The sequence below is a fragment of the Halorientalis sp. IM1011 genome, assembly GCF_001989615.1.
In the GTDB taxonomy this organism is placed as follows: Archaea; Halobacteriota; Halobacteria; order Halobacteriales; family Haloarculaceae; genus Halorientalis.
Window position 1 is genome coordinate 1293703 of sequence record NZ_CP019067.1, and the last position, 21048, is coordinate 1314750.

The window sequence follows — 21048 nt, forward strand, 5'->3', positions numbered from 1 at the left end:
GGTAAGTGGACCCGGTAGTTAGTCGTGTCGCCACCCGGCTACGACTCCCGTCCCTCCGGGGAGTCCCCGCCCTCGGCCAGCAGGTCGTAGAACGTCGCGACGAACTCCTCGCGGTCGGTGTGGCCGGCCCGACTCTCGACGAGCAGCGACTCCAGCCCGTCCCGGGGCTGGTGACAGAGGTCCCGATAACAGTGTTTACAGAGGTACTCGAATTCCTTGTCCTCGCGGTTCCAGCGGTCGCCGTGTTTGTCGTACTCGCGCGCGTCGCTACGGGCGACCGACTCCCCACAGGCGATGCAGGTGACCTGTGCGCCGTCCCGGTTCCGCCGGGAACCCCACATGAACTTGGGTTCGGTCGGTGCGTACTTAGCCCTTTTCGAGACGGCGAGATAGATCCCGGATCGCCGTCACCGGAGGTCGGCGAGCGATACGGCGAGGTCCCGATCCGCTGTGAGCCAGGCCGAATAGAGGCTGTCCCCGTCGGCGGTCGAGAAGATCGTCACTTCCGTCGGGTCGTCCCAGTCGTCGTACATACACTCCAACTCGAACTCCGGTAGCTGGTCGAACTGGCCCTCCTCGGTCTCGGCGGCTCTGTCTACGACGCTCATTCCTGGCTCACCTCGATGATACGGCAACTGGCCGACGCTCCGCCCCGCTCGATCCGCCCTCGCTCGACATCACTCGGTTGCGACCAGCGTGCCATCCAGTTTCATCTAATTCGAATACAAATAAAAGGCTTTGTGATCCAATATCACACGTGATAACAGTGGGGTGGAGAGCGGGCGATTTATGCCGTGAGCGGGCGACGTGTCGGGTATGCAGGTGAAATCACGGCACCACCTCCGCGCCGACGCGGTGGACGATCTGGAGTCGGCGCTGGCGGCGAAACTCGGCGTCACGATGGACGCCGACACCCACGAGAAGGTCGAACTCGAGGGGACCGACTACGACCTCGTACTGGTCGACGACGAACCCGCAGTCGTCTACATCGAGGACGAGAGCGGCGAGCAGGAACCGTTCCTGACTGTGCGGGGCGCGAACGAGTATCCGCCCGAACGCAACGTCGTCACCGTCGACGCGGGCGCCATCTCGTTCGTCAGCGACGGCGCGGACGTGATGCGCCCGGGGATCACCGAGGCCGATTCCAGTATCGAGGCCGGCGACCTGATCGCCATCGCCGAGGAGAACCACGGGAAGGTGCTGGCGGTCGGCCGCGCCCGAACCGACGGCGACGACATGGCCGGCGACGAGGGCAAAGTTGTCGACAGCATCCACCACGTCGGGGACGACCTGTACGAGTTCTCAGTCTGAGTTGCGGGCCCCGCTCCGTCTGACACGCGACCGACGCACGGAACCACTGTTTCCACGGTTTAACGGCCCAGACGGCCGGAAATGCAAGCTCGCGTAGATGTGTCTGACGAAAACCCTATACTTTTGGGAGTCACTTTCGAGGGTATGGGCTTCATGAACAAACTCCTGGGTGAGTCGGGGTCGACGCGTCGTACCGACGACTACGTCGAACTCGACGGCGTCCAGGCGCCGGAGGCACAGGCCGACACGCAGATGCACATCGCCAAGATCAGCGAGAAGCAGGACGTCATCGACATCAAGGACGCGGTGTACGCCGGGGATATCGTCGTCGCCGACATCACGCGGCACACGACCCAGGACCGCACGATGGAGCAGATCACCGACGAACTCCAGCAGGTCGCCCGCGGCGTCGGCGGCGACATCGTCCAGAAAGACGAGGATCAGATCATCATCACGCCCCGCGGCGTGAAGATCAGCCGCGAGAAACTCGGTCGCTGAGCTACGTCTCTTCTTCGCTCTCGTCGTCCAGAATCAGGCGTTCGTACTCCGGCGTCGGTCGCCAGGCGAAACAGAGAATGCCGCCGGCGCTCGCGACGAGCATCCCGATCAGGTAGCCGCCGAAGGCGATCAGGAAGGACAGCGACGCGAGGACGAGTCCCGCGACGCCGAGTATCCGTGCTCGCTCGGGTCGCAACAGCACCGCCACGCCGACGAAGACGATGCCTGCGCCGACGACGGTCCCGAGGCTGGCCGTCGGATACGAATCGAACGGTCGCGTACTCAACACGACCTGGAGCGACGGCCAGGCGACGAGCAACCCGCCGACGACGAGCAAGAGCGCGCCACCGAACGGCCGGGCACGACGCCACTCGGCGAACGTGATCGTCTCCACGTCGGTGTCCTCGTCCGCGGCGGTGAAAACGCCGTCGGAGCCATCGAGTTCCGAGCCGTCGGGCATCACAGGCAGTTGTCGGGCGCGGTGGTCGGGTCCGCGTCGGCCGGGATCGGCTCGCGGACGCCGCTGTTGTTACCCAGTTCGGCCCCGATCTTGAGCTTGAAGTCGGTCAGTACCGTCTCGGAGCTGCCGAGCTGGTGGGCCAGCAGCGACACGTCCCGACCGTTGGTCAGTCGCGGGTTGGTGTCCAGCCCGAGGCGGATGTCGTTGATCGTCCCGAATCCGCTGTCGTTGTGCGGCGTACAGCTCCAGTAGTCGATGGTGTCGGCCTTGATTCCTGGCGTCCCGGGGAACTCGATCAGGTCCAGTCGGGCCTCCAGGTGTTCCGAACGGAACTCCGAGATGTACACGTCGATTGCGCGGCCGTTGTCGGTCTCACTCGACGCGACGGCCTGTGAGGCAGTCAGCTCGAAGTAGACGTTCTTGCCGCCACGCAGGTCGGTGTAGAGGTTCTCGTAGATCAGGAAGTCGTTGATCTCGACGTCGGCGACGCTCGTGCTGTCGAGTTGCTGTCGCGCGGCCCGGTCGATGTGTTCCTGACTCGTGCTGTCGACGGTGATGTTGAGACAGTCCTCGCCGCCGATGGCGAAGCTGGGATCGGTGTCACAGTCGGTCTGGTAGCTGTACATGCCGGCGTCGAGCGTCGCCTGACTGACGATGAACCCGTCGATCTCGTCGGACTGCTCCGGGAACGTGTCACCCGAGACGGCCGGCGCGGCCGTGAAGGCGAGCGCCAGGACGAGCCCACAGACCAGCGCGGCACGGCCGGTACGGAACACCGGACCGCGCTCGATGCGAACGGTGCTGTCGCGGTCCCAGGCGAGACAGATCACCGCGCCGACGCCACCGATCACGAACCCCAGAAACACCAGTTCCGGGTGGCTGAAGGGGACGCCCGAGAGCAGGAGGCCGGCGAACGTGAACGCGACCAGCCCGAACCCGAGACCGGCGGCGGTCCGGGCTCTATCCGGTCGGGCGAGGGCGAACAACCCGATGACGACGGCGACGAAGGGCGCGGTCCCGCCGGCGAATCCCACCGGCGTGATGCGGCCGAGCGGCACCGACGACAACTGGGCCAGGACGCGCCATGCGAGGACGGCGCTCCCGAGCGCCAGCAACGTCGCACCGAGCGTCGGTCTGCCCGCAGTCCACCGATCGAACCGGGCCCGAAGCCCGCCCGAGTCTCCGGACGGCGGGTCACTGTCGGTCGCTTCTCCCTGACCGCCGGTCGTATCCTCACGCACCATATTCGAACTCACCGTCGTTGTTGTAGTCGTACCGCACTCGCAGGGACATATCCGAGAGCTGGATCTGATCCGCCGAGAGCGTCGAGGTCGTTATCTTCGCCCCGCGCAACTCGAAGGCCTGGTCGCCGTCGCCCGGTCTGGTCGCACCTGCGTCGCTGCCCTCGATCTGGAGCGTATCGTCCGTGTTCGGTGCCTGGTTCGGGTTGGGACCGGCGTAGGCGTAGAAGCGGTCGTAGATCTCCGGTCCCGTCCGTTCGTCGAGGACGAACCCGCGCCAGGTCGCAGTCTGGGCGGTGATCCGGTCGGTCTTGAACGCGACGCCGCGTGCCGTCGCCTCCTCGCTCCGGATCTGGACCTGTAACCGTCCCGAGAGTCCCGGGACGTCGCTTACGTTCAACGTCTTCTGTAAGTTCATATCGCGGATGTAGCTACGCTCTACCTCGAACAGGACCGACGGCGTGACGATGCTCGTCTTCGCGGGAACGACGGTCGCCTCGGATGCCGTCAGGTAGTCGGCCGATACGTTGAACCCCCCGGAGCTACTCAGCGGCACCGAGACGCCCACCCCCGTACTGAATATCAACAGCCCGACCAAGGCCCACAACGTAAGCAACACGCCAACGCCGCTGGCTAGCCGTTTGGTATCGTACATTGTTCAACCGTCCGGACCGAACGAGCCCCCCGACCATCCCCTGGTCGTCGACGGGATCATCCGTCGTCGCGTCCGCCAGCACACAGGCTGTGCGCGCTGCCGATCTGGTGCCGTCCCCCCTGGTGGCCAGCAACGCGACGGCCCAGCAGTGTGGCCGGTGCTGACTCGGTTCGGTCTCTTGGTCACCCAATGTCTACCGAGTCATATCAATGTTCCGGCCGCACAGGTGAATTTCCCTGCGAAGTGGTTGCCGATCGCCAGCGAGCGGACGGTCCGGACGACGACCGGAAAACGTGGGGCTTACCCGGCCAGCCCCGCTGACAGTGGACAATGACGCTCGCTATTCGCGCCCGAAATCTCCGAAAGGAGTACGAGAACGTTCGGGCACTGGACGGCCTCGACCTCTCGGTCGAGTCCGGGGAGTTTTTCGGTCTGCTCGGCCCCAACGGCGCGGGCAAGACCACGTTCATCAACATCCTCGTCGGCCTGGCCAACCGGACCGACGGCGAGGCGGCCGTGTTCGGCCACGACGTGGCCGAGGAGTACCAGCAGGCCCGCGACGCCATCGGACTGGCCCCCCAGGAGTACAACGTGGATCGGTTCTTCCCCATACAGGAAGTGCTGGAGCACAAGGCCGGCTACCACGGCGTCCCGCCGGGCGAGGCCACCCGCCGGGCCGAGGAGGCACTCAAGACCGTCGGCATCTACGAGAAACGCGACACGCGCTTCGACTGGCTGTCGGGCGGGATGAAGCGCCGGTTCATGCTCGCGCGAGCGCTGGTCTCCGATCCCGATCTCCTCATCCTCGACGAACCGACCGCCGGGGTCGACGTGCAGTTGCGTCGTGACCTCTGGGAGGTCATCAACCGCATGAACGACAGCGGGACCACCATCCTGCTGACCACCCATTACATCGAGGAGGCCGAGCGCCTCTGTGACCGCGTGGCTATCATGGACGAGGGGCGGAAAGTCGAGGAGGCCACACCGGGCGAACTGATGGACCGGGGGACCGACCGCATCGAGATCGGGCTCCGTTCGGTCCCGGCGACCGCACCCGAACTCGACGTGCCTGACGTGCACGACGCCCGGATCGAGGACGGCGACCTCGTGGTCACGGCCGCCCGTGGGAGTTCTGTCGTCCCCGACCTGCTCCGCCGGCTGGAGGCGGCGGGGTACACCGTCACCGAGGTCGACATCGAGCGGGCCTCGCTGGAAGAGGTGTTCGTCGACGTGACCCGCACGGAGAGCGAGGTCGAAGCATGAACGGGGACGACGGCGTCGGCGTGGCGAGCGACGGCGGCTACGCGGGAGATCAGTCCGCTGAGACGGGCGGCGGGAGCGTGCTCGACCGCCTGCTCCCCACCGGCTTCCGGACGCTGTTCCACCGCGAGGTGTTGCGGTTCGTCCGCCGCCCGCGGAACACCTTCCTCCCGCCGGCGATCACGAACGTGCTCTACTTCTCGGTGTTCGGCGTCATCCTCGGGGGCCGGATCGACTCGTTCGTCCTCGATGGCCGGGAGATCGAGTACATCGCCTTCATCCTCCCCGGCCTGATCGTGCTGGGAGCCATCTCGAACGCCTTCGAGAACTCCTCCTTTTCCATCTTCCACGGCCGCTGGAACGAGTACATCCACGAGGTGCTGACTTCGCCGCTGCCCTACCACTCGATGGTGCTCGCCTACATCCTCTCGTCGGCGCTCCGCGGGCTCGTCGTCGGAATCATCATCGGACTGATCGGCCTGCTCTTTACCAGCGTGCCGGTCGCGCGCCCGCTGTATCTGGTGGCGTTCATGCTCGTGATCTGTTTGCTGTTCGCGAGTTTCGGCGTCGTCGGCGGGCTGTGGGCGCGGGACTTCGACTACCTCACGGTACTGAACCAGTTCATCCTCCGCCCGCTGGTCTTCTTCGGCGGCGTCTTCTACTCGCTGGACGCGCTGGAGGGGATCGCCTACACCGTCTCGCTGTTCAACCCGATGGTGTACATGGTCAACGGCGTGCGCTACGGCTTCTTCGGGGCGGCCGAACTCCCGCCCAACGAGTCGCTTGCCGTCCTCTCGGCGCTGACCCTCGCGGTCGTCGCCCTCGACGTGGAACTGTTCCGGCGTGGCTACGGCCTGGTCGACTGAACGGCCCGGTCCCGGAAGCTGAACCGTTTTGACTCACCGGCCCCTCTCTCCTGTGTGTCCGAACTCGAACCCGACACGCTGCTCCCCAGCGACCGGATGCAGAGCCAGGCCCTCGACGGCGAGGTCACCCAGATCCACCGCGGCCAACAGTACGCCGAAACGGGCGACACCTTCGAGATCGAGGGCACGACCTTCGAGGTCGTCGCCGTCGAGGACCGGACGCTCGGCGACATGACCGACGCGGACGCACAGGCCGAAGGAGCACGCGATCTCGAGCAGTACAAACAGATTCTCGAACGCGTCCACGACGACTTCGAATGGGACGACGACTCGGCGATCGTCATGCACCGATTCGAGCGGCAGTAATCAGCGCTCGGTCACGAGGAACTCCTGTCCCGGTTCCATCCGGAGGGTCATCTCCGGCGAGACCGGGGGTTCACCGTGGGCGTCGTTCTCGCCGAGCCAGTGGAGGTCGTACTGCCTGCCGATAGTCGCCAGCGCCAGTTGCGCCTCCAGCAGGGCGAACTGCCGGCCGATGCAGATGCGCGGCCCGCCGCCGAACGGCGCGTACGCGAAGTCGTGGAGCTCCGACCGGAGGTCGCCGTCCCACCGCGAGGGGCGGAACGTCTCCGGGTCGTCGAAAAAGCGCGAGTCCCGATGGATGTGCCGCAGGGCGAGCAACACCATCTCGTCGGCCGGGATCCGGTACCCATCGAACGTCACGTCGGTCGTCGTCTCGCGGGGCAACGAGTGGACCGGCGGATAGAGCCGGAGCGTCTCCGTGACGACGCGCTCGGTCACCTCGAGGGCGTCCAGGTCGTCGAGTGTGGGCGGGCCGTCGAGCGCGTCGACCTCCGCGTGGAACCGCTCGCGGATCTCGGGGTTGTTCGCCAGCGCCCAGAAACTGAAGGTGAGCGTCGTGGTCGTCGTGTCGTGGCCGGCGAAGATCATCGTCACCATCTGGTCGCGCAGCCGTTCGTCGGTCAGCATCGCCGAATCGGCGACCCCCGCCTCGCGCAACCCCACCAGCAGCGAGAGCAGGTCCTCGGCCTCGGCGGGGTCGGTCGGTGCGTTCCCTCGCTTCGCGTCGAGCAACCGGTCCGCTTCCGCACGAATGGTCTCCTTGGCCGCCCGGAACCGTCGCCGGGCGGGTGTGGGTACCCACTCCGGCAAGAAGTAGGAGGTCGGCTCGAACCAGCCGTGGAGGTCCTCGGCGCTCCGGCGGATCACCTCGTCCCCGTCGAGGGCGAGTTCCCGACCCAGCACCGTCGCGAACAGCACGTCCAGCGCCAGGTCCGTGAACTCCGCCTGCAGCTCCAGTCGGTCGCCGTCTGCCCAGCGGTCGATCCGCCGCCGGATCGTCTCGACCATCCCGTCGGCGTAACCCATCACGCTATCGCGCGTGAACAGCGGCTGTAACACGTCCCGCTGGCGACCCCACTCCTCGCCCTCGACGGTCAGGAGGCCCTCGCCGAAGGCGATCCGGAAGTCCTCGGTCTTGCGAAACTTCTCGCGCTCGGTGAGCAGAACTCGCTTGGCGTGGTCCGGGTGTCCGAGCCCGAAGATGTCACCGCCACCCAGTTCGTTGAGTCGAACCACGTCTCGGGTCGCCAGCGCCTGCTCGGCGAACGCCAGCGGACTCCGCATCTGGTGGACGAAGTGCAACTTCGGCGGCCCGCAGTTGGGCGGATACGGCGGCAGGGACCCGTCGGCCCCCTGCTCCGGTGTCGTCGCGCCGTCGGTTCCACCGGCCGGCCGCTCCCCCTGATCGGCATCGGATGCCATGCCCCCAACTGTGAACGGCTGGGGAGTTAAGTTCGGGGTTCGCTGGTCCGCGGTTCATATAAGCCCCTTGACAGCAAATACGACGCCGAAAGAGCGCGGGACATCAACAAAGGGAATTCTGCCGACAATGGCGAGTTCGCTGATACCCCTGAGGTAGTCGGAATCAACGGTTAACAGGTCGATTGATAGATGACACGCAGCCCTGCGAAGTGGATGGTCCCGCTCGATGAACGAATCCTCGAAATCCTCCGGTCTGAAGGCTGGTCCGCACCTGGCTATATCGCCCAGAAAGTCTCCCTGTTCGCCTCCATTGGACGGGTCCGTGAGCGCTGTCAGATGCTCGCAGACGTGGAGCTAGTTGAACCACTGACGGAAGAGAAAGAGCACTACGAGATCACGGGAAAAGGACAGCGGTACTTAGAAGGTGATCTTGACGCTACGAATCTATCTACTCCATCTCCCCAGAAAGCACTTCCTCGTTGGTAGTCCTTCCTGAGATAATTTATAACCGGTTTCAGTTCCACTGAGGATGGCATAATTCTTTAAAGAAGGACACAAGACTTTATACCAAGGACATCCAACGCATGCTCTCTAATACCGTCAAGCGCCATATCTCGCGCATATTTGAGCAGGCTTTGAGCGAGAAGAGAAAGCGCTTGTACTTCAATAAGTATCACACGGGTAGGAACATTACTGAGGTATCCTTAGCAGAGGAATTTAAAGGAGAGTTGAAGGAAGAGACAATTGAACAGGCTCAGATAGATCTGAAAGATGCACAACTGATTAAAGTGAACGAAGAGCCAGTTCTGTTCATTGCTCATCGTGACGAAGCCTGGATAGTTGTCCATTCAAGTCGCATAGAGGATGACTCTACACGTAGAAAGCTTGGTGATCTATCAAGTACCAAGGGATGGCTTGTAGAAGCATGGATCCCTGGAGACACTCTGGACGAGATCTATGAAGACTATTCCCCGGATGGCGAGAATGTGAACCTGACAAGGAGCTGGGACCCATATTATCTTTATAAAAGAGAATCGAAGGTCCCCGAAGAATATCAGAAATATTACTCCGAGCACCAGAGAGAGTTCTCGCAACAGAATGTAGAGGTCGAGATCACGACCCCAAAATGGCGGCTCGAAGAGACGTTAGATAACGCTATGACCCCATTCTTGGAAGATAAGTCTGAAACGGAGAGTTCTGAGTTTACGATGCAGACGACTCCGGAAATGGGTGTTAGCAGCGATGGCGGTAGTGTTTCTGCGACCCAATCATCTGTCAAGGTAAAGGAAAGTGGGTCAGTCACCCACCAGTCCGGAGATATCGGTGCAACATTTAAGTTAGTCGACGAGACGGCTGAGCGTTCCCAGTGGGTCTATGAATTGTTTGATGAAGTAGCGGCCTCGTATGAATACAAAGACAATGATGATGGAAGTTTGTCTTTGACTGGTTACAAGCCACCCCAAATAATCTTATTCGAGATCCCTGTTGCGTTCTCCAGAGAGATTAGTATAAAATTATCTAACTTCCTCACAGTTGGTCAGAAAGATGTGGATCTCTTTGGTGTCATTGGTAATAGAACAGGGAAAGAGTTCACTGCCGAAACCCACATTCCGTTCAATGAGGACGAATATGACATATCCATCACCGGGGCTGAAGATGAGGAGAAGACTGCAGTTTATGTTAGACCAACAGAGGGCAGTAAGGCTGGTCTTGTTTACTTCTATCACAAACTTCAGCAAAAATTCAATCCGAATATAGAGGTCGAGAAAGTTGATGAAATGCCGGAATCATTCTCTGAGGAGGAATAATGTCGGCTGAAAGCAAACTTACGGATATGCACACTGCCTGCGTAAACAGGTTGGTGGGTGCATATGTTCCGAAGGCGTGTAAGGGATTAAGCCTCCACGACAAGGGATATGACTGGTACATCGACCCTAAATATGAGACTGAATCTAGTTCTATTGAAGCGGACTTTCTCAGTGTAGGAAGGAAAGATGTGCAACACTTCAAGACTGTAGGTGCGACATCTAACGCCGGAAGAATAGATAATATTGTATCCAATATAAGCGAAATCGAATCAGATCTTGAGGATATACTTGATTTAAAAGATATATCTTCAGACATGGTTAATAATTTCCTGAAGAAAAAAGGCACTTCTGTGAGCCCAGATGTCCAGGAAGTCGTGGCACTACTACCTTCTACTGCATATGAAGAATATAAGTCAAAAGTCGACAATTTCTGTGAAGAGAACGACATACAAGCATGGAAAGTCGAGTTAAACGGTAGAAACAAGGTGAAAAAGATCGCGGGAAAGCACAACTTGCCAGAGGTTGATGAACTGATATCAGGTAGGGGGACCCAGGATGGCATTCAACTATGTGATATTGATAGTAGTTTGTCTCCCGTTGTACGCAACAGTGATATGAGCCTAATCAAGTTCCGTTTTGCGTGTAGGCTAATCACGTATGCTCATGGGGAACAAACTACCCTCATTCCGTATGAGGATATTGACGATATCATGCTAAATGCGGAACGTCCAATATTGGGCCACCTTTCAGAAGATGAGAGAGATAAATATTGGCAGCAATGTATGCTCACACTTCGAAATACTCTCAATGAAATCAAACAGAGCCAAGAAGGTGTCAACGTTTTCGAGTGGGAGAAGCAACGCTTCCTCTATGATAACTCAGCTCGATCAAGTTTGATCGAGGAGATCAGGTCCGGACTGGATCTTGGAGAGGAAGCATGAAGGCGACGTTAAAAATCAGTCGTTCGCATTTATTACAACTTCTAAGATGCATTGATAGGGTAATAGGAGTTCCCGATGAAGACACTCATTCAGACGTCAATCTAATAGTCAATGACGAATATATCAAACTCTACTCCTTTCTGAACCCAGTATTCATTTCTCACAAAGTGAAAGATGGGACTGAAATTTCGGTAGATGTGGAATCAGAAGGGAAGATCGCATTTAATACCGATACACTGTATGATATTGTAAAGAACTCAGAAGAGGGCAGTTTAGAGATAGTGTTTACTGATGAACAATATCTTATTCAGACACCGGGAGGTGATTCACTTTCTCCAGTGAATTTTGAACTCCCTCGCCACACAGACACTTCATTTAAGGAACAGCCTACAGACTTGGGAGAGTTATATTCAATTGAGACTGTGTCTCGAACTGAATTGAAAAGCGCACTGGGAACGATGGATGTGATCGGAGAATTTGTAAATATCTCAGTGACGGAGGATGGCAACTTTTCCATATCTATGGATAATAAGGTCACAGGAAATGCAGAATTGAAAAAAGAGGGGTGTACGACAGACATTTCCAAGATGTCACAGCTCTATATGGTTGGTCCGCTGAAAGAGTTTGTCAGTACAATGACTGACGCTTCTGAGGTTGAGATGCTAGTTAGTGACAATAACAATATTTGCCTCAGAGCTTCTGTCGATAATTGGACTGCAGAGCTTCACTTGGGCAAGAAAGCCGGAGATATGTTTGACACTTATTTAGATATATAATCTTCTTATAGGCTCTCTTTTATTTCCTCGACCTTTTCAACGAAGTCGTCGGAATAGTCACCTACGGGTAATGGTTTCCAGATATCAACAATCCTGTCCTCCAAGAATCTGAAATCATCAAATTCCGAAATATCCCTATCATCCTCGACGATCAGATCACAAACCTCCATTGCCAGTCCATCCAACCCGTGTTCCTCTACTATGCCTGAGATTCGGCTTGAAGCGGATAATCCGATGTCGTGATTTATCTCGGTATACACGACCAATTCCATGTACCTCCTCAAAAGGTGGTACCGGTGTGCTTCTAATTCGTTTGAATCTGTACTCCCGATAGCCGATTCCCAACACTCATAGATGTGACCCGGAGGACTTTCTTCAACCTCTAGAGAATTCATGATTTCCCCCGTAATCTGCATTAATAAATAGGTACAATCCAATAGCATGAAAACTCCATCATCAGTAGACTTCCAAGACGGCTCTTTTTCTTTTTGGCCAATAATCGCTCTCTCTTTGTCCTCTTCTTTTTCACATTTTTCTTCCTCTAAAACCAAGTCATTATGTGTATCTACCATACCCTGAAGACATATCTTATACTTCTCAGAGAGATTGTTACCAGAGATGTCTAAAACCATATTAGAGAACATTGGTGCGATATTCACGAACAGATCTTTATCTTGTGTTGATTTTGAGAACAAATCGCTACAACACTGGATTATTGATTGTTGAGTTTTGTCGGAGTATCCATCTGCTTCCTCAAAGAATGAGAACGCCGTTAAGTATGCCTCTTGATACAACTCTCTGTTATCGGATTTTAATGACTCAGTCCCTATTCCCGTAATTCCATCACAAACAGAGACCACAGCATCATCGAATCCTTTGCTATCAGCTCGATTAATGATTGCCTGGCCAAAATCATAAAAAACGGGCTGGTAGGTCTTTTCCAGATCTAGATCTTGTCCAGCGTCTAATTCTGAAATCAAATCTTTCGGAATTCCAAATAGAGCATTCGTTGCAGCAACTGCTGCTCCAAAATCCTCTCTTCGAATAGAATTTCGAGCAAAGTCATAGACGGGTTGCATTGGGTGATCCGATATCTTCTCAGCCTGCCTCGATTCACTCAGATACTGATTCACATTATATTGACGTCGGTATTGAGATAGCATATTTTCCGGCGAAGTTTGTATCAATATCAGGCGGATAAAGGGATAAAGAAGACTGAAGAATACAATACTGAGTCCAGCTAAAATACCACCGATTGTCCAGAAAATCATATGTCCAAGAGTTCCGGAAGAGATATTGAGTGCCGCGTAAATTTGAGTGGCCGCAGATAGGATTGCGATATTCGATATAACACAGAAAATTCCGAGACCAAAACTCAACTGCACCACAGGATCATTAACGAATGTACTGGTGAACTTGGGAGAATACCGTTCACTTGCAATCTGGGTAGAAATGAATAATACAGAGAATACAATTGCAAGGACGGAAGCGACAGCGGTAGTGAGTGTAGTTAGTAATTGAATTATTATATTATTCGATAGTTCTGGGCCGACAGAAATACTAAATACAGTAGTGGCACCCAGTATGAATAGAGATATTAGTATCCATACCCAGTGCGAATTTGCTAATTCCTTATAAGTTTCCCCAACGCTGTCAACCATTTATCAATATACCTATCACACTATGTATAATCAGTATAAATATGCTTTTGGGATTTATTTCTTCATATCATCTCAAAGTGGTCGTACTTCCGTTCTGTCGTGAGAATCGTCGCGTGCCGTAGCCGATTCCGTACGTCGTAGAGACTGTTTCCCTCTTCGGCTCGAAGCATCCGCCACGCGACCGAGTGCCGGAGCGTGTGGGCGCTTACGTCGTTGGGCACGCCACGCCCCGTAGGCGTAGGGTTCGACGCCCGCGCGCTCTGTCAGCCGCTTGCCCACGTCGTTGATGCCCTTCCCAGTCATCCGGTCGGCCTTCCCCGAGAGAACCAACGCAGAACTGCCGTCGTTGCGAGCCGAGAGGGACGCCCGGAGCGTCCGAAGGTCACCGCTCTCGTCCAGCTCGACGGTCACCACGCTCGGAGTGTCGTCGTTGCGGGAGCCCCTCTGAACCTGGGCAGGAATCCACACCTCCGCGGCGTCGAGAACGGGCAGTGGCACGCTCGCTCAAAACCCGACGTTCGACTCTCGAACCGGGACGGTTCGATACCACATCGGGCGGTGCGGTCGCACCAGCATCCGCGGCGCGAAGCGCCGCGGTTCACTCCGCGCGAACGGAGTGAGCGCGGAGGTAGTTTTTCCCCACGTTTTTGCGAGGAGTGGTTCCCGAAGCGAGCCGAAGGCTCGCGAGGGAACCCGACGAAGTAAAAAGTGGGATGGACTCGCTGGGATTTGAACCCAGGGCCTCTTCCTTGCGAAGGAAGCGATCTACCGCTGATCTACGAGCCCGCAGTCGTGGGTTGTGTATCGACGCCGTAATACCTTCCGATCCTCGAAAGCGCGAGTGCCTCGCGCGTGAGAGGGTGGGCGATCCACCGGAACAAAACCGGGCGAGCCGGTTCAGTCCTCGAGGACGATCTCGATGGACACGTCGTTGGGCACCTGAATCCGCATCAGCTGCCGCAGCGCGCGTTCGTCGGCGTCGATGTCGATCAGCCGCTTGTGGACGCGCATCTCCCAGTGTTCCCACGTGGCGGTCCCCTCACCGTCGGGGGACTTCCGCGAGGGCACTTCCAGCGTCTTGGTCGGCAGCGGCACCGGACCGCTGAGCTTGACGCCGGTCTTGTCCGCGATCTCGCGAACGTCGTCGCAGATGTCGTCCAGATCCTCGGGACTCGTGCCTGCGAGCCTAACGCGTGCCTGTTGCATGCGTTAGTTCGGTTCTTCGACACTCAGGACCTTGCCTGCCGCGATGGTCTGGCCCATGTCGCGGATGGCGAAGGAACCGAGCTCCTCGATCTCCGAGGAGGGCTCGATGCTGAGGGGCTTCTGGGGTCGGACGGTGACGACCGCCGCGTCGCCCGACTGGATGAAGTCCGGCTCTTCCTCGGCCGTCTCGCCGGTCGAGGGGTCGATCTTCTTGTCGATGGACTCGATGGTACAGGCGACCTGTGCCGTGTGAGCGTGGAAGACCGGGGTGTAGCCCGCGGTGATCACGCTCGGGTGCTGCATCACGACGATCTGTGCCTGGAACGTCTCGGCGACGCTCGGCGGGTCCGAGGCCGGGCCACAGACGTCGCCACGGCGGATGTCGTCCTTGCCGATGCCGCGGACGTTGAACCCGACGTTGTCACCGGGGCCAGCCTGGGGCACCTCTTCGTGGTGCATCTCGATGGTCTTGACCTCGCCGCTCACGTCGGAGGGCTGGAAGCTGACGTTGTCGCCCGTGTTGAGCATCCCCGTCTCGACGCGGCCGACCGGCACGGTACCGATCCCGGAGATCGTGTAGACGTCCTGAATCGGGAGCCGGAGGTCGGCGTCCGTCGGCGGCGACGGCTCGGGCAGGTCGTTGAGTGCCTCGAGCAGGTTCGGGCCGTCGTACCACGGCGTGTTGTCCGAGTCGTCGGCGACGTTGTCGCCCTCGAACGCCGAGATCGGGATGAACTTGGCGTCGTCGGGGTTGAACTGGACCTGCTTGAGCAGTTCCGTGACTTCGTCGACGGCCTCTCGGTAGCGACTCTCCTCGTAGTCGACGAGGTCCATCTTGTTGACGCCGATGATGAGCTCGTCGATACCCAGGGTGCGCGCCAGGAAGACGTGCTCGCGTGTCTGGGGCTGGACGCCGTCGTCCGCCGCGACGACGAGCACAGCGTTGTCGGCCTGGCTCGCGCCCGTGATCATGTTCTTCACGAAGTCACGGTGGCCCGGACAGTCGACGATGGTGAACTCGTACTCGTCCGTGCTGAACTCCTGGTGGGCGATGTCGATGGTGACCCCGCGCTCACGCTCCTCGGCGAGGTTGTCCATGACGTAGGCGAACTCGAAGCCGCCCTTGCCCTTCTCTTCTGCTTCTTCCTTGTGCTGTTCGATGACGTGCTCGGGTACGCTCCCCGTCTCGTAGAGGAGGCGTCCGACCAGCGTACTCTTTCCGTGGTCAACGTGGCCGATGATGGCCAGGTTCTGGTGGCGTTCTTCGCTCATTGATTATCTCACGCGCAGAGGCGCTATATCGGACTCTTTTGGTGGTGGCAGTTAAAACGATTTCGATAGGTGACGGGCGCCGTCCCGTCGCCGTCTTGCGTTTTGGGAGACTGTCACACGACTGGAGGGGAATCGTGCCCCCTGGGACGCCCGCCGAGCGCTCACAGGTCCGGCAGTCGGCCCACGTCCGAGAGGACGGCGGTCGCGGTCTCCGGTCCGCCCGCGCCCCGGCCGCTGAGGTTGAGCCGGCCCGCGTGGTCGGTCTCCAGCTGGACGATGTTGGTCGTCCCGCCGACCGCGAGATCGCCGTGTTCGGGGACGAGTCGCGGGCCGACGCGCACGCCCTCGTCGCTGACCTCGCCGACGAGCCGGACGGTCCGGCCGTCCTCGTGAGCCAGTTCCAGCGCGCTCCCGGGCACGTCCGTGATTCCCTCGACCTCGGCGTCTTCCAGCCGGTAGGTCCGCTCGCCCTGTGCGAGCACGTTCGCGAGGATCACGCACTTCAGCGCCGCGTCGGTCCCCTCCACGTCGAAGGAGGGGTCGGCCTCGGCGACACCCATGTCCTGAGCCTCCGCGAGGACGTGTTCGTAGTCCAGCCCCTCGGCGGCCATCCGGGTGAGGACGAAGTTGGCGGTCCCGTTGAGGACCCCGCGCGCGGCGACGATGTTGTCCGGCCCGAAGTCCTCGACCGTCGAGAGCACGGGAATCGCACCGCCGACGGCCGCCTCGAACCGGATCGAACCCGCACTGTCGGCTTCGAGGTCGCGAAGCTCGTCGTACCGCTCGGCGAGCGGCCCCTTGTTGGCCAGCACGACGTGGCGATCGCGTTCGAGCGCCGTCCGCACGTGGCCGAACCCGGGCTGGGCGTCGCCCAGCGTCGTCGGCGTCGCTTCCACCAGCGCGTCGTACTCGCCCTCCAGGGCGTCCTCGGGATCGGCGGTCCCGACGGTCCCCTCGTCGCGTTTGCGCTCCAGCGCGGCCGCCACGTCGATCCCGTCAGCGTCGACGGCGGCACTCGAGGAGTCCGCCAGCGCGCTGACGGTGTGGCCGTACCCACCCGCGAGTTCCGCGACCGAGCGCCCCACGGCACCCGCGCCGACGATGGCGAGTCTCACGCTGCATCACCTCCCGTGAGCGGCTCGATGACGCGGAGGTCCTTCTCGCTCGCCACCGACCGGACCGACGAGAGGACGGTCTCGGTCTCGCCGCTCTGTGTCGCCAGCCGGAGCCGCGCGCTCGCGCCGTTCTCCGTTCCCTCTGGCGCGGACAGGGACACGTCGGTTACCGAGGCGTCCGTCCCATCCTGAATCGCCGAGAGCGTGTCCGAGAGATCCGTCTGGACGAGCGGACCGACGATTATCACCGTGAGTTCCTCGCTGTACTGTTCCGCACCGGCCTGAATGACGTTGACGCCGGCATCCCGCAGCGCCTCGACGATGTCGTCGAACCGTTCGGGCCTCGCCTCCAGATCGACCTCGACCGGGATGTGCCCCCGCGGCGTCAGGTTCCCCCGCTCGTGGAAGATCGAGAGGAGGTTCCCGCCGTTGTTGGCGATCGGACCGAGCGCCCGCAGCAGTTCGCCCGGTTCGTCGACGAGTTCCAGCCGGATGGTGTAGGCGTGGACCTCCTCGGTGTGTCCGTCGTTCATTCCCGAGTCACCCCCGCTCCGCAACGGCCGTCGTCTGGCAGATACCGCCGCGACCGGTCTCCGGTCCCGTCACTGGTCATACCACCATCTGACACACGGACCGACATAAGAACCACCTTTTTACTGTCGTTCGAGAGAGCGAAACTCTTCCGAGATCGCGAAAGAGCGCGCTGTGCTCTTTCGGGCGACGTCGGGTTGCGCGCCAAGCGGCGCGCAACCACGCCTTGAAAAACGTCTCCAGAAATCAGAGATTTCTGGCGGGCTCGCGAGAGCCTTGCTCTCGCGAACGTGGGCGAAAGAGGCTGAAGCCTCACTTCGTTCGGACTCGGTGAACCGCGCTCGCGGAGCGAACGCGGATGCTGGCGCGCTCAGTACAGGAGATTTACCTACTGCCTGCTGACTGATTTCCGATGTAGGTTCCCCTACTCATGGCTGTGGGTGGAGTCTTCAGATGGCAGTTTGAGTAGCGTCCAGATGTGTTGGCGGATCCAGTTGCGTATCTGTCGTCCGCAATCCGTGAATATGAGAGCTGCAGCCAAAACAATGGCTGTGGTATGGAGGCCCACTTCTCCCCAAGGCGTCAGCTCAAGACTGAACACGAGGGTGATCCCGGAGAGTAGTAGCACACTGAAGGCTGCTTCAGAGACGAAGTACCCCGCACTGGCTGGAAGTGAAGGGTGCCACCCGAGTGACCAGAGCAGGACAATCACAGCCGTACCAAACAACAGTCCAGCACCCAGTCTTGAGAGGGGGATAACAGCCGGAACTGCATCGAACAATGCCAATCCGAGAGTCCAGAACGACGATCCGACAAGAAACCAAACCAGAAGTAAATGGCCAAAAGAGGGCTTCCCTTCGGAGGCAGGGCTAGCTTCTTGGGATTGTTCAATGGATTGTGCCATTACACCAACATCAACCTGAGTTCCAAAAGAGTGTTTGGTCTATCGGGTACCCCTTCGTTCAGCACGCACTCCCTGCTTACCAGATAGTCCGAAGACAGTTCGCTGAAAGCACTACGGCGGGATTCATCGAAGCCACTCGGCTCACGGCAACACTTTGTCGTACATCTTGTCGATGCGCCGGTTCCACCGCCGTCCCTGCTCGCGGCTCCCACCCCACGGGTTCCGAGAGAAGTAGTACATGCTCGCGAGGATGACGCCGATCGTCACTGGGAGGTTCGGGTCGGCGATGGCGAAACTCAGCATGAAGTGTGAGAGGCCGGCGATCAGTCCGCCGATGAGGATGTCGAGCACCTGGTGAAGGAACGACATACGACGGTGTAGGGACCGCTACGGGGTAAAGTTGGTCAAACGGAGCGGTCGCGGGGCGGAGCGGTATGGTCGCGGCGCGGTAAAGCGACGAGCGCAGCACCCGCGAGCGCGGCAGTGCCGCGCTCGCGGCAGTTTTCCCCAAGTTTTTGGAAGAGGGGGTGCGCCTCGCGCACCCCCTCTTGTAAAAAGTGGGTTAGAAGTAGTTGATCGCTTCCGGAAGCTCAGTCTTCATGCCCTTCCGCTCCCGAATTTCGGTGATCTGGTCGGGCTGGAGGTTGTCGGCCATGACCTGGAAGCCGGCGTTCTCGGTGTTCCAGGAGGCACGGCCCTCGGTAGCCGAGCGGATGTCGGAGGAGAAGCCGATCATCTCCTCGACGGGCGCGACGCCCTCGACGACCATCAGGTCGCCTTCCTGGTACATGTCGTCGACGCGGCCACGGCGGCCCTGGATCTCGCCGGAGGCGGCACCCATGTGGTCGTTTGGCACGTCGATCCGGACTTCCTGGATCGGCTCCAGCAGGCGGATCTCGGCGTCGATCAGGGCGTTGTGGACGGCCTGGCGAACGGCCGGGATGACCTGTGCCGGACCGCGGTGGATGGCGTCCTCGTGGAGGCGAGCGTCGTGCAGGCGGATGAGTGCGCCCTGCACGGGTTCGGCGGCCAGCGGCCCGTCGTCGAGTGCCTCTTCGAGGCCCTCGATGACGAGTTCCATCGTCTCGTTGAGGTGCTGGATCCCCTTCGTGTCGTCGATGAGGATGTTGGTGTTGTGGATCGTCTCGACTTCCTGGGCGGCGTCCTTGTCGAGACCGGCCTCCATCAGGGCCTCACGCCGTTCGAGTTCGGGCATGTCCATCGAGGCCTCGCCCATCTTGATCGTCTCGACGACATCCTCCTCGAGGGGTTCGATGGAGATGTAGAACCGGTTGTGGCGGTTCGGGGAGATGCCCTCGACCTCCCGGGACTCCTGCTGGGGCGCTTCGCGGAAGACGACGATCGGTTCACCGGTGTGGACCGGGATCCCCTGGTTGCGCTCGATGCGCTGGGTGATGACTTCGAGGTGGAGTTCACCCTGCCCGGAGATCAGGTGTTCGCCGGTGTCCTCGTTGATCTCGATCTGGATCGTCGGGTCCTCCTTGGAGACCTGCTGGAGCGTCTCGATGAGCTTGGGCAGGTCGTCCATGTTCTGTGCCTCGACGGACTTCGTGATCACCGGCTCGGAGATGTGTTCGATGGACTCGAACGGCGTCATCTCGGCCGAGGAGACCGTGGAGCCGGCGATGGCGTCCTTGAGGCCGGTGACGGCGGCGATGTTCCCGGCGGGAACGCGGTCGACCTCCTCGCGCTCGCCGCCCATGTAGATGCCGACGCTCTGGATGCGGTTCTTGCCGGCGGTGCCGGAGACGTAGAGTTCCTGACCCTTCTCAAGCGTGCCGGAGAAGACACGACCGGCGGCGATCTCGCCCGCGTGGGGGTCGACGCCGATGTCGGTGACCATCAGGACGACATCGCCGTTCTCGTCGACGAGTTCCATCTGTTCGGCCAGTTCGGAGTCTGCGTCGCCGCGCCAGATGCGCGGGATCCGCATCGGCTGGGCGTCGATGGGGTTGGGGAAGTGCTCACAGACCATGTCGAGCACAACGTCGGCCAGGGGCGTCCGCTCGTGGAGTTCCTGGCGCTTGTCGGCCCGTTCGAGGTCGATGATGTCGCCGAAGTCCATGCCGGTACGCTGCATCGACGGCATGGAGACCCCCCACTTGTAGAGCGCAGAACCGAAGCCAACAGTGCCGTCCTCGACGGAGACGGTCCAGTCCTCGATGTCGTCCATCTCCTCGGTCATGCCGCGGATGAGGTCGTTCACGTCGCGGATGACCGCGGTCAGCCGTTCCTGCATCTCCTGGGGACCTTCTTCGAGTTCGGAGATGAGGCGGTCGACCTTGTTGATGAAGAGGGCGGGCTTGACGCCTTCGCGCAGTGCCTGCCGGAGGACCGTCTCGGTCTGGGGCATGGCACCCTCGACGGCGTCGACGACCACCAAGGCCCCGTCGACGGCGCGCATCGCACGGGTCACGTCGCCCCCGAAGTCGACGTGGCCGGGCGTGTCGATGAGGTTGATGAGGTGGTTGGTGTCCTCGTACTCGTGGGTCATCGAGACGTTCGCCGCGTCGATGGTGATCCCGCGTTCCTGCTCGTCCTCCTCGGTGTCCATCGCGAGCTGTTCACCGGCGGTCTCGTCGGAGATCATCCCCGCACCGGCCAGCAGGTTGTCCGTCAGTGTCGTCTTGCCGTGATCGACGTGGGCGGCGATGGCGATGTTCCGGATGTTCTCCGGCTCGTCCATCAGCCGTTCGCACTCCTGTACGATCTTTTTGCGTCGGCCCATTATACTCAG

23 protein-coding genes and 1 tRNA gene are annotated in these 21048 nt (G+C 59.8%); 9 read left to right on the forward strand and 15 right to left on the reverse strand.

Annotation, left to right across the window (positions count from 1 at the left end; all coding sequences use genetic code 11):
• Positions 1 to 38: 38 nt before the first annotated feature.
• Positions 39 to 341: a hypothetical protein gene (locus tag BV210_RS06480; RefSeq protein WP_077205848.1), complete on the reverse strand. Its 303-nt coding sequence runs from the start codon at positions 339 to 341 to the stop codon at positions 39 to 41.
• A gap of 66 nt (positions 342 to 407) precedes the next feature.
• Positions 408 to 608, reverse strand: a complete 201-nt coding sequence (locus tag BV210_RS06485; RefSeq protein WP_077205849.1) for a hypothetical protein — start codon at positions 606 to 608, stop codon at positions 408 to 410.
• A gap of 208 nt (positions 609 to 816) precedes the next feature.
• On the opposite strand from BV210_RS06485, the gene BV210_RS06490 reads away from it, so the two are divergent.
• Complete coding sequence (locus BV210_RS06490) at positions 817 to 1311, forward strand: RNA-binding protein (protein WP_077205850.1); 495 nt, start codon at positions 817 to 819, stop codon at positions 1309 to 1311.
• Positions 1312 to 1455: 144 nt separating this feature from the next.
• Complete coding sequence (gene sepF, locus BV210_RS06495) at positions 1456 to 1809, forward strand: cell division protein SepF (RefSeq protein WP_077205851.1); 354 nt, start codon at positions 1456 to 1458, stop codon at positions 1807 to 1809.
• Position 1810: 1 nt separating this feature from the next.
• On the opposite strand, the gene BV210_RS06500 is transcribed toward sepF, so the two are convergent.
• From BV210_RS06500 to BV210_RS06510, 3 genes are read right to left on the reverse strand one after another with little or no spacing between them, the layout of a single operon-like run.
• The gene (locus tag BV210_RS06500) at positions 1811 to 2269 is read right to left on the reverse strand and encodes a DUF6114 domain-containing protein (protein ID WP_077205852.1); all 459 of its coding nucleotides are present in this window, start codon (positions 2267 to 2269) and stop codon (positions 1811 to 1813) included.
• Entirely contained in the window at positions 2269 to 3513 is a 1245-nt protein-coding gene (locus BV210_RS06505) for a DUF3488 domain-containing protein (protein WP_077205853.1), read from the reverse strand. Before BV210_RS06505 ends, BV210_RS06500 begins: the two co-directional genes overlap by 1 nt.
• Positions 3503 to 4165 carry a hypothetical protein gene (locus tag BV210_RS06510; RefSeq protein ID WP_157525888.1) on the reverse strand — a complete coding sequence of 221 codons (663 nt, stop codon included), beginning with the start codon at positions 4163 to 4165 and terminating at the stop codon, positions 3503 to 3505. Before BV210_RS06510 ends, BV210_RS06505 begins: the two co-directional genes overlap by 11 nt.
• A 330-nt stretch (positions 4166 to 4495) precedes the next feature.
• Between BV210_RS06510 and BV210_RS06515 the strand changes: the two genes are divergently transcribed.
• The 3 genes from BV210_RS06515 to BV210_RS06525 are packed head-to-tail and all read left to right on the forward strand — an operon-like array spanning position 4496 to position 6657.
• Entirely contained in the window at positions 4496 to 5428 is a 933-nt protein-coding gene (locus tag BV210_RS06515; protein WP_077205855.1) for an ABC transporter ATP-binding protein, read from the forward strand.
• Complete coding sequence (locus BV210_RS06520) at positions 5425 to 6291, forward strand: ABC transporter permease (protein ID WP_084802583.1); 867 nt, start codon at positions 5425 to 5427, stop codon at positions 6289 to 6291. The genes BV210_RS06515 and BV210_RS06520 overlap by 4 nt, the downstream gene beginning before the upstream one ends.
• Before the next feature lie 54 nt (positions 6292 to 6345).
• Positions 6346 to 6657: a hypothetical protein gene (locus BV210_RS06525; RefSeq protein WP_077205856.1), complete on the forward strand. Its 312-nt coding sequence runs from the start codon at positions 6346 to 6348 to the stop codon at positions 6655 to 6657.
• Here the strand turns inward: BV210_RS06525 and BV210_RS06530 are convergent, their stop codons facing one another.
• Positions 6658 to 8076: a cytochrome P450 gene (locus tag BV210_RS06530; protein WP_084802584.1), complete on the reverse strand. Its 1419-nt coding sequence runs from the start codon at positions 8074 to 8076 to the stop codon at positions 6658 to 6660. It lies immediately after the preceding gene.
• Between the two features lie 189 nt (positions 8077 to 8265).
• Here BV210_RS06530 and BV210_RS20220 point away from each other — a divergent pair, with 189 nt between their 5' ends.
• From BV210_RS20220 to BV210_RS19790, 4 genes are all read left to right on the forward strand, one after another.
• Positions 8266 to 8562, forward strand: coding sequence for a winged helix-turn-helix domain-containing protein (locus BV210_RS20220; protein WP_077205857.1), 297 nt, complete (start codon positions 8266 to 8268; stop codon positions 8560 to 8562).
• Positions 8563 to 8660: 98 nt separating this feature from the next.
• The gene (locus BV210_RS06540) at positions 8661 to 9884 is read left to right on the forward strand and encodes a hypothetical protein (protein WP_157525890.1); all 1224 of its coding nucleotides are present in this window, start codon (positions 8661 to 8663) and stop codon (positions 9882 to 9884) included.
• On the forward strand, positions 9884 to 10825 hold the full coding sequence (locus BV210_RS19785) for a hypothetical protein (RefSeq protein ID WP_157525892.1): 942 nt from the start codon (positions 9884 to 9886) through the stop codon (positions 10823 to 10825). Before BV210_RS06540 ends, BV210_RS19785 begins: the two co-directional genes overlap by 1 nt.
• On the forward strand, positions 10822 to 11601 hold the full coding sequence (locus tag BV210_RS19790) for a hypothetical protein (protein ID WP_157525904.1): 780 nt from the start codon (positions 10822 to 10824) through the stop codon (positions 11599 to 11601). Before BV210_RS19785 ends, BV210_RS19790 begins: the two co-directional genes overlap by 4 nt.
• A gap of 5 nt (positions 11602 to 11606) precedes the next feature.
• On the opposite strand, the gene BV210_RS06550 is transcribed toward BV210_RS19790, so the two are convergent.
• The 9 genes from BV210_RS06550 to BV210_RS06590 all read right to left on the reverse strand — a co-directional run bounded on the left by BV210_RS06550 (position 11607) and on the right by BV210_RS06590 (position 21039).
• Positions 11607 to 13262 (reverse strand): DUF2254 family protein, encoded by a 1656-nt coding sequence (locus BV210_RS06550; RefSeq protein ID WP_077205860.1) that lies wholly within the window; start codon positions 13260 to 13262, stop codon positions 11607 to 11609.
• 714 nt (positions 13263 to 13976) lie between these two features.
• Positions 13977 to 14048: transfer RNA gene (locus BV210_RS06555), tRNA-Ala, on the reverse strand.
• A 111-nt stretch (positions 14049 to 14159) separates the two neighbouring features.
• Positions 14160 to 14468 carry a 30S ribosomal protein S10 gene (gene rpsJ / locus BV210_RS06560; RefSeq protein WP_077205861.1) on the reverse strand — a complete coding sequence of 103 codons (309 nt, stop codon included), beginning with the start codon at positions 14466 to 14468 and terminating at the stop codon, positions 14160 to 14162.
• Positions 14469 to 14471: 3 nt separating this feature from the next.
• A complete protein-coding gene (gene tuf, locus BV210_RS06565; protein ID WP_077205862.1) occupies positions 14472 to 15740 on the reverse strand; it encodes a translation elongation factor EF-1 subunit alpha in 1269 nt (422 codons plus the stop codon).
• A 161-nt stretch (positions 15741 to 15901) separates the two neighbouring features.
• Complete coding sequence (locus tag BV210_RS06570; RefSeq protein WP_077205863.1) at positions 15902 to 16855, reverse strand: homoserine dehydrogenase; 954 nt, start codon at positions 16853 to 16855, stop codon at positions 15902 to 15904.
• The gene (locus BV210_RS06575; RefSeq protein ID WP_077205864.1) at positions 16852 to 17388 is read right to left on the reverse strand and encodes an amino acid-binding protein; all 537 of its coding nucleotides are present in this window, start codon (positions 17386 to 17388) and stop codon (positions 16852 to 16854) included. The genes BV210_RS06570 and BV210_RS06575 overlap by 4 nt, the downstream gene beginning before the upstream one ends.
• Positions 17389 to 17810: 422 nt before the next feature.
• Positions 17811 to 18290: a hypothetical protein gene (locus BV210_RS06580; RefSeq protein WP_077205865.1), complete on the reverse strand. Its 480-nt coding sequence runs from the start codon at positions 18288 to 18290 to the stop codon at positions 17811 to 17813.
• Between the two features lie 141 nt (positions 18291 to 18431).
• Complete coding sequence (locus BV210_RS06585) at positions 18432 to 18659, reverse strand: hypothetical protein (protein WP_077205866.1); 228 nt, start codon at positions 18657 to 18659, stop codon at positions 18432 to 18434.
• Positions 18660 to 18852: 193 nt separating this feature from the next.
• Positions 18853 to 21039 (reverse strand): elongation factor EF-2, encoded by a 2187-nt coding sequence (locus BV210_RS06590; RefSeq protein ID WP_077205867.1) that lies wholly within the window; start codon positions 21037 to 21039, stop codon positions 18853 to 18855.
• Positions 21040 to 21048: the final 9 nt, after the last annotated feature.